A 13,524-nucleotide genomic window follows, 5' to 3' on the forward strand; every position below is an offset into this window, starting at 1 on the left:
GGATTTTCTTCCCCGCCTCGCTCGTTATCCTCTTCAAAGCCACCGGATTGCCATGAAAGTCTTTGTTGCCCTGACCCTTGCGGGCGTGCTGAGCGCACCCGGCCATGCGCAGCTGCTGCCCCAGTTGCCTGGCGTGCAGCGCCTGCCCGGCGTCGTGGACCGCGTCGTCGGCCGCGTCGTGCAACCCCTGCCCGAACTGCTGTCGTCGACGACCCAGCTGCTGGACCTGCGCTTGACCACGACGCGCGACCTGTTGCGCCGCCACCCCGACCTCATCGAGGCCGATCCGCGCGGCGAGCCCATCCGCCGCCGCGAATTGGTGCTGGTGTCGCCCAGCGACGCCGCGCTGGCCGCGGCGGCGGCGCTCGGCCTGGTCACGCTGCGCGAGGAAAGCTGGCCGGAGCTGGGGCTGCGCCATGTCGTGCTGCGCGTGCCGCCGGGGCTTGACACCGCCGAGGCGCTGGAGCGACTGCGCGCGGCGCAGCCGGATGTGCAGGCCGATTTCAACCATCTCTATGCGCGCAGCGGCGGGGTCGCCAGCGACGCAAGCGGCACGGTGAGACAGACCGGCCCCGTGCGCGTCGGCCTGGTCGACGGCGGCGTGGACCGGCGCCACACGGCGCTGCGGCGGGCGGGCGGTGGCAGCTTCGGTTGCAGCGACAAGCCCGCGCCCAGCGAGCACGGCACCGCCGTCGCTTCATTGCTGGTGGGGCGCGATCGCGGCTTCGCCGGCGCGCTGGACCGGGCTGAGTTGTTCGCCGCCGACGTCTACTGCGACCAGCCCGACGGCGGCTCGGCCGAAGCCGTCGTGCGGGCCCTGGCGTGGATGGCGCGTGAGCGCGTCGCCGTCGTCAACGTCAGCCTCGTCGGGCCGCCGAACCGATTGCTGGCGCAGGGCGTCGCGGCGCTGGTGAAGCGCGGCCACCTCCTGGTTGCCGCGGTGGGCAATGACGGCCCGGCCGCGCCGCCGCTGTTCCCCGCAGCCTATGCGGGCGTGGTCGGCGTGACGGGCGTGAATGCTTCGCGGCGCGTGCTGCCCGAGGCAGCGCAAGGCCAGCAGGTGCTGCTGACGGCGCCGGGCGCCGACCTCGCCGTCGCCCGCACCGGCGGCGGTTACGGCATTGCGCGCGGCACATCGTTCGCGGCGCCGCTGGTCGCCGGCCTGCTGGCGGCCGAGCTGCGCCAGCCCGACCCCGTCGCTGCTGCTGCGGTGCTGGAGCGGCTGGCCGCCTCGGCCGTCGACCTCGGCGCACCGGGCCGCGACCCGGTCTTTGGCCGCGGCCTTGTGGCCGAAGACCTGCGCGTCGTGCCCGAGCAATTGCAGGCCCGCCAGGCACGCTGACAAACAGTTGCATCCGGGCCGGGAAGCAAGCCGCGGCGGCGGTCGTTGTGATCAGTGAAAGGGCCGGAAACCGCTGGCTCTTCCTCACACAACCACCTGGAGATCCAACATGTTTGCAACCCGTCGCACCCAAGTTCTTCGCACCACGCTGACCATTGCCGCCGTCGCGGCAGCCCTGCTGGCGGCCAACGCCCACGCCGGCCTGCTCGGCGGCGCTGGTGGCGGCCTTGCCGGTGGCCTGAACGGCGCGCTGTCGCCGCGCCAGCTCGACATCGGCGGCCGCGCCAATGGCGCGGCCAGTGCCGACGGCTCGCTGCTCCGCGGCACCTTGGACAAGACCAAGGGCGCCATCGGCGGCGTCAAGGACGGCGCGACCGCAAAGGTCGGCGATGTGAAGAACACCGTGCAAGCCCAGGCCGATGCCGCGACGTCCACGGCCAATGAGCTGAAGGCGACCGGCGAGGGCGTGAAGGACTCCTTCGGTAACACCGCCGGCAGCGCGTCCGGCAGTGCCGAAGGCAGCGTCAGCGGCGCACTGAACGGCGCGGCCAATGGCGTCAGCGGCAGCTTGGCCGGCCAGGGTGGCGGCGCGCTGAAGCAGGGCGACGCGCCCGCTGCCGCACCTGCGCCTGCGGTACCCGCTGCACCCGCTGCGACGGCGCCAGCCGCGCCGACGACTGCTGCGACGCCTACCCCCGCCGCACCGCTGATGAGCCTGGGTGGCAACGCCGGCGGTAGCGTCGGCACGAAGGAAATCGGCGCCAACGCCAGCGGCCAGGCCGCCGGCCGCAGCAGCCAGACCACCGGCAGCGCGTCGGCCAAGGCCTCTCGCACCGACCGGTCGGTGGTGGTGGATGCATCGGGCTCGGCCAAGCGTTGATCGACGCCAGCTGTGAATGACGGGGCGGTCTGCGGGCCGCTCTTGTCCGTCAGCCCTTGCGGCCCAATCGCCACAGCGCGATGCCGCTGCACAGCACCGTGAACCCCAGCAGCACCACAAAGGCCATTTCCGGCGCGATCCAGCGGAACTTGCTCACGTCGCCGGCGGCGAAGACGAGCTGGTCGAGATGGAAGTGCGGCCAGAACACGGTCTGGAAGTGCATGGACTTGGGCAGCGGGAAGAACACGCCCGACAGATACAGACCCGGCAGGTAGGCCAGGTTGGCATAGGCGGGGGCGGCCGAGCCGCTGGTCAGCGCACCGAGCATCACGCCAAGCGCGCAGAAGGGGATCGTGCCGGCGACGAGCACGGCGCTCATCGCCGCCAGCTGAGCGCCGCTCAGGTGGGCCTGGCCCGTGACCACGGCCAGCACGAGGATGGGCAGGTAGGCGAAGGCGCCGCAGGCCACGCCCGCGACGATCTTGGCCGTGAGCCATGCACCGGGGGGCGCCGGCAGGGCGCGTTTGAGCGTCAACAAGCCCTGCTCACGCTCCATCGCCAGGTTGGGGCAGGTGGCGAACAGCGCGGCCATCGTGACGGCCATCACCGAGAAGCCGGCGAACATGAAGCGGCCCGTGTCGGGGTCCTTGGCAACGGCCTCGCCTGCCACTGCAAAGGCGAACAGCAAGTAGGTGCCGACCGGCAGCAGGAACATCGGCAGCGCAAAGGCAGGCATGCGCAGCAGGCGCAGCAGCTCCAGCCGCATCTCCAGCAGGTAGACGTTGACGACGGAGTGGCCGGGTGCGTGCAGCGCCGGGGCGGTGTGAATCAGCGTGGTGGCGTTCATGCAGCCTCCTGGGTGAGTTCGTTGAAGGCGTCGTTGAGCCCGGCCTGGCGGACTTCCAGGCGCGAGAGCGAGGGGTCGGCGGCGAGCAGCCGACGCACGACGGATTCGGCATCGGTGGCGACGATGGCGAGTTGCGCATCGTTGGCGGTCACGTCCGTCACACCCGGCCAGCCGCGCACGTCGGCGGCCGCCAGCGTGGTCTCGCAGCGCACATGGCGGCGCGATACCAGCGCGCGCATCTCGTCCACGCTGCCGGAGGCGATGACGCGGCCCTTGCCGAGCACGGCGACGCGGGTGGCCAGCGCCTCGGCTTCCTCCAGGTAGTGCGTCGTCAGCAGGATGGAGCAGCCCTCGCGCAGCAGCGCGCGGATGTGGGCCCACAGCGCCTCGCGGGCCTGCACGTCCAGGCCCACGGTGGGCTCGTCCAGGAACAGCACCTTGGGCCGGCCGCAGATGGCGATGGCGAACTGCACCTGGCGCTTCTGGCCGCTGGAGAGCTTGCCGTAGTGGCGCTCGGCCAGGGCCTCGATGCCGGCGCGCTGCAGCGCTTCCCTCACCGTCATCGGCTGGTCGTAGTAGCTGGCCGACAGCGCAACGAGCTCGTGCACCTTGAGGTCCTTGGGCAGCTCCACGTCCTGCAGCATCACGCCCAAGCCGCGGCGGCGCGCGATGTCCTGCGGCGCGCCGCCCAGCAGGCGCACCACACCCGCATCGGCTTCGTTCAGGCCGAGCCACAGCGAGATGGCGGTGGACTTGCCGGCGCCGTTGGGGCCGAGCAGCGCGAGCAGCTCGCCGCGCTTCAAGTCGAGGTCGACGCGGCTCAGCGCTTCGAGCGAGCCGTAGCGCTTGGACACGCCGCGCAGCTGGGCGACGCTGCCGTTGTCGGTGTGTGGCGGTGGCGCTTCGACCTGCGGCGTGCGGCGCGGATAGGTCCGGCCGTTGAGCAGCTTGCCGATGGGGGTGGGGCGCACCAGGAAGTGATAGCTCAACAGCAGCAGCGCCAGCGTGGTCACGACGATGAACGGGTACTTCAGCCCCCAGTGCAGCGGCCAGTGGCCTACCCAGACCTGCAGCGCGGCGACGACCGGCAGGTGCACGAGGTAGATCCAGTAGGACGCGTCCGCGACGTAGCGGATGGCGGCGTTGTGGCCCGACAGGTAGCGCAGCGCCAGGCCGGTGATGGCGAAGCTCCAGGCCCAGGTGGACGCGACGAAGGCCAGCGTGAAGACCAGCTTGGGCTGGTCGGGCATGCCGAAAGGCGGCTGGGTCTTCATCACGTACAGGCACACTGCCGACGACGCGATGGCCAGCACGCCATGCAGCAGCCAGCGGCCCCGCAGTGCGGCGAGGGCGTCGGGCGCGCGGTGCACCAACCAGCCGAACACGAAGGCCACGCCGTAGCCGACGGTGGCGGGCAACTGCGGGACGAGCGACCTGTCCGGCGTGGGAATGCCGGCCCAGGGGAACCACGTGGGCGTGGACAGCAGCACGCCGGCCAGCGGCAGGCCCAGCAGCAACGCACCAGCGGGCCAGCGCAGGGCGCCGGTCACCGTGCGGTCCATGAGGCCGCGCAAGACCTGGCCCTTGTCGAAGCGCACGAGCACGCTGCGCGCCAGCAGCACGCCGGCATACAGCCACAGCAGCTGGTAGAGGAACCACAGGTGCGTCAGCGGGAAGGCGCCGGTCAGCTCGAACATCTCGGGCGGCGGGGGGGGCGGCGCACCGTTGAAGACCTTCTTCAGGCCGACATACCAGACCACCGCGATGGCCGGGAACAGCAGCAGCCAGCCCACCACCAGCGGCACGGCGATGCGCTTGCCGCGGTTGGCCCAGAAGCCTTTCGTGCCGTGCTTCTGATGCAGCAGCCGGCCGAAGTAGCCGGCGATGAAGAAGAACAGCGTCATGCGGAAGCTGTGTGCGACGAAGCTCGCGTCGCCAAGGAAGGCGCTGGGCGAGTTGTCGTTCATCGCCCACAGGCCTGCTGGCATGCCAGGGACGAAGGACAACATCGCGTGGAAGGCGACGCCCAGCAAAAGGGCAAAGCTCCGCACTGCGTCGAGGGCGTGCAGCCTCTCGCCGTTGGGTTGGGTGTTCATGGGATTCCTTAAAGGAAGTCGCGGCGGCGGGCCGCTATGAAAAGAGGCAGGGCCAGCGCGATCAGCGCGATCACCAGTTCGGCAGCCAGCAGCAGCCAGAACGTGGCGTTCCAGACGGCCTCGGGCTTGCCCATGTGGGCGCCGAGGTCCGGGATTCGACCGACGCCCATCATGAAGAGGGACACCGACATGTTGGTCAGCACAATGACGCCGCCCATGCCTGCCTCGGAGTTGATGTGCAGCACGGCGCTGAGCACCAGCGAGTAGTTCATCAGCAGGAAGGCGCACAGCAGCAGCGTGTAGGGCAGCAGGCCGTCGGCGATGCCGGGCATGACGAGCACCAGCCCCACGGCACCCGCACTCAGCGCCGCCCAGGGCAGCAGGAAGCAGGCAAGCAGGCCCAGCAGCTTGGCGCGCACATAGTCGCCAGGGGACAGCGGCAGGCTGAGGACGAACAGCAGCGAGCGCTCCTTGCGCTCGGAGGACACGCCGAACAACGCGAGCATGACGCCCAGCGCGATGATGGCCGTCAGCCAGACGAGGAAGCCGATGTTGAAGCCGAGTTCGCCGCTGGCCGCCGTCAACAGTGAAGCGAAGCCGACGCCGGTGACGCCGACAAGCAGCCAGCGATACATGAACAGCTCTTTGATGATGAGCTTGCGCGTGAGCAGGTTCATGACGGACGTGCCTCCCGGCTGTGCATGACGGTGGCGACGAAGACTTCTTCCAGGCTCATGCGGTGCACTTCCTGCACCGGCGCGCCGAGGCGGGCCAGGAAGCCGTCGCTGAAGCCGTCGACGGTCAGCGTGACGTTGGGACCGTCGACATCGCGGTGGACGATCTCGGGAAGGCGCCAGTCAGGTACGCCTTCAGTTGCCAAGTTAGGCAGCCGCAGTCGCAAGGTGCGCCAGCGTTCCAGGAAATCCTCCTTGTTGTCCGACGCGACGACGCGGCCGCGGTCGATGAAGGTGAGGCGGTCGGAGATGCGCTCCACATCCACCGTGTTGTGCGACGAGAACAGGATGGAGCGGCTGTCGTCTCGCAGCACGTCCATGAACTCGGTCAGCAGTTCCTGCCGGGCGACCGGGTCCATGCCCGACGTGGGCTCGTCCAGCACCAGCAGGCGCGGGCGGCGGGCCAGGGCCAGCAGCAGCAGCGCCTTGGCCTGCTCACCGGTGGACAGGCTCTTGGCCATCTGCGCGGCATGCAGGCCGAAGCGCTTGAGCAACTGGCCGGCGTATTGCGCGTCCCAGCCCGGGTAGATGGATGCGACGAAATCCATATGCCGGGCCAGCGTGGCCTGCGGCAGCAGCTTCATGTCGTCGCTGACGAAGCCGACGTCCTGCTTGGCCAGCGCCTGCTGGCCGGGCATCGCATGCCCGAGCAGGCGGATGTCGCCTGCATCGGCCGTCAGCAAGCCCATCAGCAGGCGGATGGTGGTGCTCTTGCCGGCGCCGTTGGGTCCGACGAGGCCCATGATCTGGCCGTGTTCGAGGTCGAGGGACACGTCTTCCAGCGTGAAGAAACGGAACGCCTTGCGCACGCCCGTCATCTCAATGGCCTTGGCGCTCATGGGTTCGCCTCCTGGTTCAGCGCGCTGCGCAGTCGTTCGGTCAATTCGGGCTCGGCCATGCCGAGCGAGCGGGCGATCTCGCCAGCGGCGGCGAGGTGGGTGTCCAGTTGGGCCAGCCGCATGTCCATGGCCAGGCCTTGGGCATCGGCCACGAAAGAGCCCTTGCCGTGGCGGGTGACGATGACGCCCTCGGACTCCAGGTCCAGGTAGGCGCGCTTGACGGTGATGACGCTGACGCGCAGGTCCGCCGCCAGCGCGCGGATGGACGGCAGCTCCTGCCCGGCCGGCCAGTCCCCGGCGGCCACGCGCTGGCGGATCTGCTCGACGATCTGCAGATACATCGGCCGGGCGTCCGTCTGGGAAATGAAAAGGCTGCTGTGCATAATGTGTATACACAGAATATATGCACAGTCAGGCCAATGCAAGTGCCGAAATGAAAAGAGCGGCCCGCGGGCCGCTCTTGCGTGTGGAAGGCCACCGCGAGCTACAGCTTCAACAGCGCTTCCAGGTTCACGCGCAGCTTGAATTCATGCGGCGCGAGGCTGGCCGCAATCGCCTGCGCGGCCAGCCGTGTGTCGCGCGGCACGGGGTTGCTCAGCGGGCTGCCGCTCTTGCCGATCAGCGCGGCGACCAGCGGCTCCGTCGCGCTGAAGCCGCGCTTGAAGACGATGCCGACCTCGCCGTTGGCCAGGCGCACGATGCTGCCGGGCGGGTAGAGGCCGACGGTCTTGATCAACGCCGCGCCGGCCTCGTCGGGCTGGCCGTTTTCGTCCAGGAAGACGGCGCGCGCCGCGGCGGCACCGCTGAGGGCCTGGCGGCTGCGGCGCGGCGACAGGCGGGCGCCGAAGAGGTCGATGCGGCGCAGCAGGCGCGCCAGCTTTTCGCCGTCGCCGCGGCTGCCGAGCGGGCCGGGCCCGGCCTCGTGGTGCAGACGCACCGCCGTCAGCCAGGCGCTGTTCTTGACCCCGACCTGGGCCAGCCGCACCGCCGCGCGGTCGCCGTGGGCGGCGAGGGCGTGCCGCTGCGCCGGCGTGGCCGGGTCGACCTGGTTGGCCATTCGGTCATGCGCAGGGCCGGCGCCGTAGTTCATCGTCAACGCACCGCCCTGCAGGGCCTCCCGCAGCTCGGGCGTGAGCTGCAGCTGCTGGGCGACGAGGTCGGCCAGCAACAGCGTCAGCAAAGCATGGCGCGCGCTGTAATCGCCGAACTCTTGGCTGCTTTCGAAGATCAGCAGCATCAGCGTCGCATCGGGGTGGGCGTGCAGGCGCTTCAACGCCGCGTCGCGCAGGGCGGCCAGGCGGCCGCTGAAGTCGGCTGGCTCGGCCTCGCGCAGCAGGGTGTGGGTGTGCAGCAGCAGGTCCGACCAGGCCTCGCGCGGGCCTTGCTCGACCTTGGCGGGCACCAGCGTGTCCAGCCGGAAGGCGCCGTCGGCCTTGGCAATGTCGGCCAGCGGCACGTCCTGCATGACCATGGTGTCCAGGCGGTGGGCCAGCGCCCGCTGGTATTCGATGGTGTCCGCCGAATTCACATAGGCGCCGCCGTCCACGAGGCTGCGTACCAGCGGCGAATCGCGCAGCACCTGGCCGCGCGCGAACAGCAGCTTGCCGTTGGAGTCGAACAGGTCGTAGGGCAGCGTCATGCCCAGCCGCAGCGTGCGGGTGGGTAGAGGAATGAGTTCAGAGGCCATGAATCCGCGCATTCTGATAGGGCTTCGGCTTTGGCAAGCCGTTCTTGAGCGAGGACGAAGGGGCGGCTGCGTAGAATTCCCGGCTCATCCGAGGAGCGCTGCGAGGTTTTCCCCAGGCTCGGATCGTTTTCAAACGGCGCTCATCGATCTCCCGCGTGGACCGCCATCGATGACCATCTCGCCGCCTCCCCTCAAGCTCTCTGGTCTGGAACCCGTTGCCATCGACGCGCGCAGCCTGTTCGTCAACATCGGCGAGCGCACCAATGTCACCGGCTCCAAGGCCTTCGCCCGCATGATCCTTGCGGGCGAGTTCGAGAAGGCCCTGGCCGTCGCGCGCCAGCAGGTCGAGAACGGTGCCCAGGTCATCGACATCAACATGGACGAGGCCATGCTGGACAGCCAGGCGGCCATGGTGCGCTTCCTGAACCTGATCGCCGGCGAGCCCGAGATCGCCCGCGTGCCGATCATGATCGACTCGTCCAAGTGGAGCGTCATCGAGGCCGGCCTGAAGTGCATCCAGGGCAAGGGCATCGTCAACTCCATCAGCCTGAAGGAAGGCGAGGACGAGTTCCGCCGCCAGGCCAAGCTGGTGCGCCGCTACGGCGCCGCGGCCGTCGTCATGGCCTTCGACGAGAAGGGCCAAGCCGACACCTTCGCGCGCAAGACCGAGATCTGCGAACGCGCCTACAGGGTGCTGGTGGACGAGGTCGGTTTCCCGGCCGAAGACATCATCTTCGACCCCAACATCTTCGCCATCGCTACCGGCATCGAGGAGCACGACAACTACGCCGTGGACTTCATCGAGGCAACGCGCTGGATCAAGCAGAACCTGCCGGGCGCCAAGGTCTCGGGTGGCGTGTCCAACGTATCGTTCAGCTTCCGTGGCAACGAGCCGGTGCGCGAGGCCATCCACACCGTCTTCCTGTACCACGCCATCCAGGCAGGCATGGACATGGGCATCGTCAATGCCGGCATGGTGGGCGTGTACGACGACCTCGACGCCGAGCTGCGCGAGCGCGTCGAGGACGTGGTGCTGAACCGCCGTGCGGATGCGGGCGAGCGCCTCATCGAGATCGCCGACCGCGCCAAGAGCGCCGGCAAGGACGACTCGGCGCGGCTGGCCTGGCGCGCCGGCGACGTCAACCAGCGGCTGTCGCATGCGCTGGTGCATGGCATCACCGACTTCATCACCGAGGACACCGAGGAAGCCTGGCAGGCCATCCTGGCTGGTGGCGGGCGGCCGCTGCATGTCATCGAGGGCCCGCTGATGGCGGGCATGAACGTCGTCGGCGACCTATTCGGCGCCGGCAAGATGTTCCTGCCCCAGGTCGTCAAGAGCGCCCGCGTCATGAAGCAGGCCGTGGCCCACCTGCTGCCCTACATCGAGGAAGAAAAGCGCCTGCTCATCGAGGGCGGCGGCGATGCCAAGCCCAAGGGCAAGATCGTCATCGCCACCGTCAAGGGCGACGTGCACGACATTGGCAAGAACATCGTCACGGTGGTCCTGCAGTGCAACAACTACGAGGTCGTCAACATGGGAGTCATGGTGCCGGCCCAGGACATCCTCAAGAAGGCCAAGGAAGAGGGCGCGGACATCATCGGCCTGTCCGGCCTGATCACGCCCAGCCTGGAAGAGATGCAGCACGTGGCTGCCGAGATGCAGCGCGACGAGTACTTTTCTTCGCGCCACATGCCGCTGCTGATCGGCGGCGCGACGACCAGCCGCGTGCACACCGCCGTCAAGATCTCGCCACATTACGACGGCCCGGTGGTCTACGTGCCCGATGCGTCGCGCGCCGTGGGTGTCTGCACCGAGCTGCTCAGCGATGACCGCGCCGCCGCCTACATCGCCGAGCTGAAGGCCGACATCGAGAAGACCCGTCAGCTGCATGCCAACAAGAAGCAGACGCCGTTGGTGACGCTGGCGCAGGCGCGTGCCAACAAAGCCTCTCTGGACCTGGACCGCGTGGCCCCGCCGCCGAAGTTCACGGGTCGCCGCGTGCTGAAGAACCTCGACCTGGCCGAGCTGGCGAAGTACATCGACTGGGGCCCCTACTTCCAGACCTGGGACCTGGCCGGTCCTTACCCCGCCATCCTCGACGACGAGGTCGTCGGCGTGGAAGCGCGCAAGGTGTTCGCCGACGCGCAGGCCATGCTGAAGAAGATCATCGACGGCCGTTGGCTGCAGGCGCACGCAGTCTTCGGCCTCTACCCGGCCGCGCGCGTGAACGACGACGACATCGAGATCCGCAGCGAGCCGCCGATGACCTGGCACGGCCTGCGCATGCAGAGCGAGCGCCCCGTCGTCGAAGGCGTGAAGCGCCCCAACCGCTGCCTGTCCGACTTCCTCGCGGAGAGCGGTGACCACATCGGCCTGTTCGCCGTCACCGCCGGCCTGGGCGTCGACAAAAAGGAAGCCGATTTCCTCGCCACCCACGACGACTACTCGGCCATCATGCTCAAGGCCCTGGCCGACCGCCTGGCCGAGGCGGCCGCCGAATGGCTGCATGAGCGCGTGCGCCGCGAGTTCTGGGGTTATGCGCCAGACGAGTCGCTGAGCAACCAAGACCTCATCGCCGAGAAGTACCAGGGCATCCGCCCCGCGCCCGGCTACCCGGCCTGCCCCGACCACCTGTCCAAGCGCGACCTCTTCAAGGTGCTGGCGCCCGACGAAATCGGCATGGGCCTGACCGACAGCATGGCGATGACACCGGCGGCCAGCGTCAGCGGCTTCTACCTGGCCCACCCGGATGCGGCCTATTTCAACGTCGGCCGCATCGGGGACGATCAGCTGGCCGACTGGGCCGCGCGCTGCGGCCTGAGCGACGCAGAGGCCCGTCGCGCACTCGCGCCGCTGCTCGGTTGACAGCCGCGCCCCCTGCTTTGGGCGGGTGAGCTTGCGGCGCCGTCCTACAGGCCCGCGTCAGGCGCGTCGGCATGCTGAGGGTCATCTCATACGCAGGAGCTTCCATGTCAACCCCCAACGTCAATTCCACCCAGATCGTCGCGGGCGTGGCGGTCGTGCTGGCACTGCTCGGCGGCGCTTACGCAGTCGGTCGTTCGCAGAGCGAACCCGAAGCCGCACCGATGACCGCGCCGACCACCGCAACCGCAACGACACCGGCCGTCGAAGCGCCTCCAGCGCCCGCACCCGCACCGCGTGTGATTGCCCAGGTCGAACCGCGCCGCGCGCCGCCGGCCGAGCCGGTTCGCTCGCAGCCCACGGCTGCCGACCGCGAGCAGCAGCGCCTGTCCCAGCTCTGCAGCAGCTGCGCGCTGGTGACCAGCGTGCGCACCGAGACGCGTGAGGGCGAAGCCACGGCGCTGGGCACCGTGGGTGGCGCCGTCATCGGCGGCCTGCTGGGCAACCAGGTCGGCGGCGGCTCCGGCAAGAAGATCGCCACGGTCGGTGGCGCCGTTGCGGGCGGCTATGCCGGCCGCGAGATCGAGAAGCGCCAGCGCAGCACGACCGTCTGGATCATCGAAGCGCGCGAGCGCGACGGCCGCCAGCGCCGCTTCGAGCGCAACAGCGATCCTGGCCTGCGCAGCGGCGACGAGATCACGCTGACCGACAACGGCTTCTCCCGTCGCTGATCAGCACCTCTCCTGGTGCTTGCTGCGCCCGGCTGTCGCCGGGTGCCAGCTACCGACAAATCGCCGCGCTCGTCGCGGCGCTTCTTTTTGCGGTCGGCCGGTTGCAGCGGTCGCCTATTGGCTGGCCTGCGGCAGGCCGCGCCGCAGCTGGATGGCCTCGGCCACATGCGCCACGCCGATCTCGGCCGCCCCGGCCAGGTCGGCCACCGTGCGGGCCACGCGCAGCACGCGGTGGAAGCTGCGTGCCGACCAGCCCAGCCGCTCGGCTGAACGTTCCAGCAAGGCCTTGGCAGCAGGCGCCAGCACGGCGTGCGTGGCCAGATCCTGCGCCTGCAGCAGCGCGTTGGACACGCCCTGGCGCGCCAGCGCCCGCTCTCGCGCCGCGGCCACGCGCTCGGCCACCACGGCGCTGCTTTCGCCCGGTGCCAGGTCTTGCAGGTCCTTGGGTGGAATCACCGACACCTCGATCAGCAGGTCGAGCCGGTCCAGGAAGGGGCCGCTCAGCCGGCCTTGGTAGCGCGCCACCTGGTCGGGCGTGCAACGGCAGGCGCGCAGCGGGTTGCCCAGGTGGCCGCAAGGGCAGGGGTTCATCGCCGCGACGAGCTGGAAGCGCGCCGGGAACTCGGCCTGGCGCGCGGCCCGGCAGATCAGGATGCGGCCGGTCTCCAGCGGCTCGCGCAGGGCCTCCAACGCCGCCCTTGGGAATTCCGGCAGTTCATCGAGGAAGAGGACGCCGTGCTGCGCCAGCGAAATCTCCCCTGGCCGCGGCGGTGAACCACCGCCCACGAGGGCGACGCTGGACGCCGAATGGTGCGGCGCCCGGAACGGCCGCTGGCCCCAGCGCGCGATGTCGAACTGACCCGCCAGGCTGAGCACCGCGGCGGACTCCAGCGCCGCGTCGTCATCCAGCGCCGGCAGCAAGCTCGGCAGACGCTGCGCCAGCATGGACTTGCCCGTGCCCGGCGGGCCGGCCATCAACAGCGAATGCCCGCCCGCAGCAGCGATTTCCAGCGCCCGCTTCGGCCCCGCCTGCCCCTTGATGTCGGCCAGGTCGGGCAGGCCGGTCTGGCGTTCGCGCGGCAGTGCAGCCGCACGGGGCAGGGCCTCGCCCTCGGGCTGCAGCGCGGCGACCACGTCGAGCAGGTGCCGGGCCTGCCGCACCACCAGGCCGTCAACGAGTGCGGCCTCGGCGGCACTGGCCTCGGGCAGCAGCAATTCGCGCGCACTGCCCGCCTGGCGCAGCGCCAGGGCCATGGCGAGCGCACCGCGCACGGGCCGCAGTTCGCCGGCCAGCGAGAGTTCGCCCGCGCATTCGAACCGGACGAGCTTGGCCAGGTCGATCTGGCCGTTGGCGGCGAGCAGGCCCAGGGCCATCGGCAAATCGAAGCGGCCACCTTCCTTGGGCAGGTCGGCCGGCGCCAGGTTCACGGTCGCCGACAATGTAGCCTGCTGGCTCTGTACAGGGTAGAAACACCTGCGGAGACTTCCAGTCATGACACTTGGCG

General features: G+C 69.6%; 11 protein-coding genes and 1 riboswitch. Of the genes, 4 read left to right on the forward strand and 7 right to left on the reverse strand.

Annotation, left to right across the window (positions count from 1 at the left end; translation table 11 throughout):
• Window positions 1-52 precede the first annotated feature (52 nt).
• The gene (locus ASC81_RS00375) at window positions 53-1,342 is read left to right on the forward strand and encodes a S8 family serine peptidase (RefSeq protein WP_082536144.1); all 1,290 of its coding nucleotides are present in this window, start codon (window positions 53-55) and stop codon (window positions 1,340-1,342) included.
• Between the two features lie 109 nt (window positions 1,343-1,451).
• Complete coding sequence (locus tag ASC81_RS00380; protein ID WP_056261248.1) at window positions 1,452-2,222, forward strand: hypothetical protein; 771 nt, start codon at window positions 1,452-1,454, stop codon at window positions 2,220-2,222.
• A gap of 49 nt (window positions 2,223-2,271) precedes the next feature.
• Here the strand turns inward: ASC81_RS00380 and ASC81_RS00385 are convergent, their stop codons facing one another.
• The 6 genes from ASC81_RS00385 to ASC81_RS00410 form a co-directional block, all read right to left on the reverse strand.
• Window positions 2,272-3,069, reverse strand: coding sequence for an ABC transporter permease (locus ASC81_RS00385; RefSeq protein WP_056261252.1), 798 nt, complete (start codon window positions 3,067-3,069; stop codon window positions 2,272-2,274).
• Window positions 3,066-5,165 carry an acyltransferase family protein gene (locus ASC81_RS26350; protein ID WP_082536145.1) on the reverse strand — a complete coding sequence of 700 codons (2,100 nt, stop codon included), beginning with the start codon at window positions 5,163-5,165 and terminating at the stop codon, window positions 3,066-3,068. Before ASC81_RS26350 ends, ASC81_RS00385 begins: the two co-directional genes overlap by 4 nt.
• An 8-nt stretch (window positions 5,166-5,173) precedes the next feature.
• On the reverse strand, window positions 5,174-5,842 hold the full coding sequence (locus tag ASC81_RS00395) for a hypothetical protein (RefSeq protein WP_056261254.1): 669 nt from the start codon (window positions 5,840-5,842) through the stop codon (window positions 5,174-5,176).
• Window positions 5,839-6,738: an ABC transporter ATP-binding protein gene (locus tag ASC81_RS00400; RefSeq protein WP_056261257.1), complete on the reverse strand. Its 900-nt coding sequence runs from the start codon at window positions 6,736-6,738 to the stop codon at window positions 5,839-5,841. Before ASC81_RS00400 ends, ASC81_RS00395 begins: the two co-directional genes overlap by 4 nt.
• Entirely contained in the window at window positions 6,735-7,121 is a 387-nt protein-coding gene (locus ASC81_RS00405) for a GntR family transcriptional regulator (RefSeq protein WP_082536146.1), read from the reverse strand. The genes ASC81_RS00400 and ASC81_RS00405 overlap by 4 nt, the downstream gene beginning before the upstream one ends.
• 101 nt (window positions 7,122-7,222) lie before the next feature.
• Window positions 7,223-8,425 carry a hypothetical protein gene (locus ASC81_RS00410; RefSeq protein ID WP_156391603.1) on the reverse strand — a complete coding sequence of 401 codons (1,203 nt, stop codon included), beginning with the start codon at window positions 8,423-8,425 and terminating at the stop codon, window positions 7,223-7,225.
• Between the two features lie 84 nt (window positions 8,426-8,509).
• Window positions 8,510-8,574, forward strand: a riboswitch (S-adenosyl-L-homocysteine riboswitch).
• A 20-nt stretch (window positions 8,575-8,594) separates the two neighbouring features.
• On the opposite strand from ASC81_RS00410, the gene metH reads away from it, so the two are divergent.
• Both metH and ASC81_RS00420 read left to right on the forward strand, forming a co-directional pair.
• Complete coding sequence (gene metH, locus ASC81_RS00415; protein ID WP_082536147.1) at window positions 8,595-11,291, forward strand: methionine synthase; 2,697 nt, start codon at window positions 8,595-8,597, stop codon at window positions 11,289-11,291.
• Window positions 11,292-11,395: 104 nt separating this feature from the next.
• Entirely contained in the window at window positions 11,396-12,019 is a 624-nt protein-coding gene (locus tag ASC81_RS00420) for a glycine zipper 2TM domain-containing protein (RefSeq protein WP_056261266.1), read from the forward strand.
• Window positions 12,020-12,133: 114 nt separating this feature from the next.
• Here ASC81_RS00420 and ASC81_RS00425 read toward each other — a convergent pair whose 3' ends face one another.
• Window positions 12,134-13,459: a YifB family Mg chelatase-like AAA ATPase gene (locus tag ASC81_RS00425; protein WP_235533524.1), complete on the reverse strand. Its 1,326-nt coding sequence runs from the start codon at window positions 13,457-13,459 to the stop codon at window positions 12,134-12,136.
• Between the last annotated feature and the right edge of the window lie 65 nt (window positions 13,460-13,524).

It is taken from the genome of Pelomonas sp. Root405, from assembly GCF_001425165.1.
GTDB lineage: Bacteria > Pseudomonadota > Gammaproteobacteria > Burkholderiales > Burkholderiaceae_C > Pelomonas.

Excerpts from the sequence above, each read along its gene's own strand:
- ASC81_RS26350 (WP_082536145.1), bottom strand. The coding sequence starts at position 5,165 with ATGAACACCCAACCCAACGGCGAGAGGCTGCACGCCCTCGACGCAGTG.
- ASC81_RS00375 (WP_082536144.1), top strand. The coding sequence starts at position 53 with ATGAAAGTCTTTGTTGCCCTGACCCTTGCGGGCGTGCTGAGCGCACCC.
- ASC81_RS00385 (WP_056261252.1), bottom strand. The coding sequence starts at position 3,069 with ATGAACGCCACCACGCTGATTCACACCGCCCCGGCGCTGCACGCACCC.
- ASC81_RS00410 (WP_156391603.1), bottom strand. The coding sequence starts at position 8,425 with ATGGCCTCTGAACTCATTCCTCTACCCACCCGCACGCTGCGGCTGGGC.
- ASC81_RS00395 (WP_056261254.1), bottom strand. The coding sequence starts at position 5,842 with ATGAACCTGCTCACGCGCAAGCTCATCATCAAAGAGCTGTTCATGTAT.
- ASC81_RS00380 (WP_056261248.1), top strand. The coding sequence starts at position 1,452 with ATGTTTGCAACCCGTCGCACCCAAGTTCTTCGCACCACGCTGACCATT.
- ASC81_RS00405 (WP_082536146.1), bottom strand. The coding sequence starts at position 7,121 with ATGCACAGCAGCCTTTTCATTTCCCAGACGGACGCCCGGCCGATGTAT.
- ASC81_RS00420 (WP_056261266.1), top strand. The coding sequence starts at position 11,396 with ATGTCAACCCCCAACGTCAATTCCACCCAGATCGTCGCGGGCGTGGCG.
- metH (WP_082536147.1), top strand. The coding sequence starts at position 8,595 with ATGACCATCTCGCCGCCTCCCCTCAAGCTCTCTGGTCTGGAACCCGTT.
- ASC81_RS00400 (WP_056261257.1), bottom strand. The coding sequence starts at position 6,738 with ATGAGCGCCAAGGCCATTGAGATGACGGGCGTGCGCAAGGCGTTCCGT.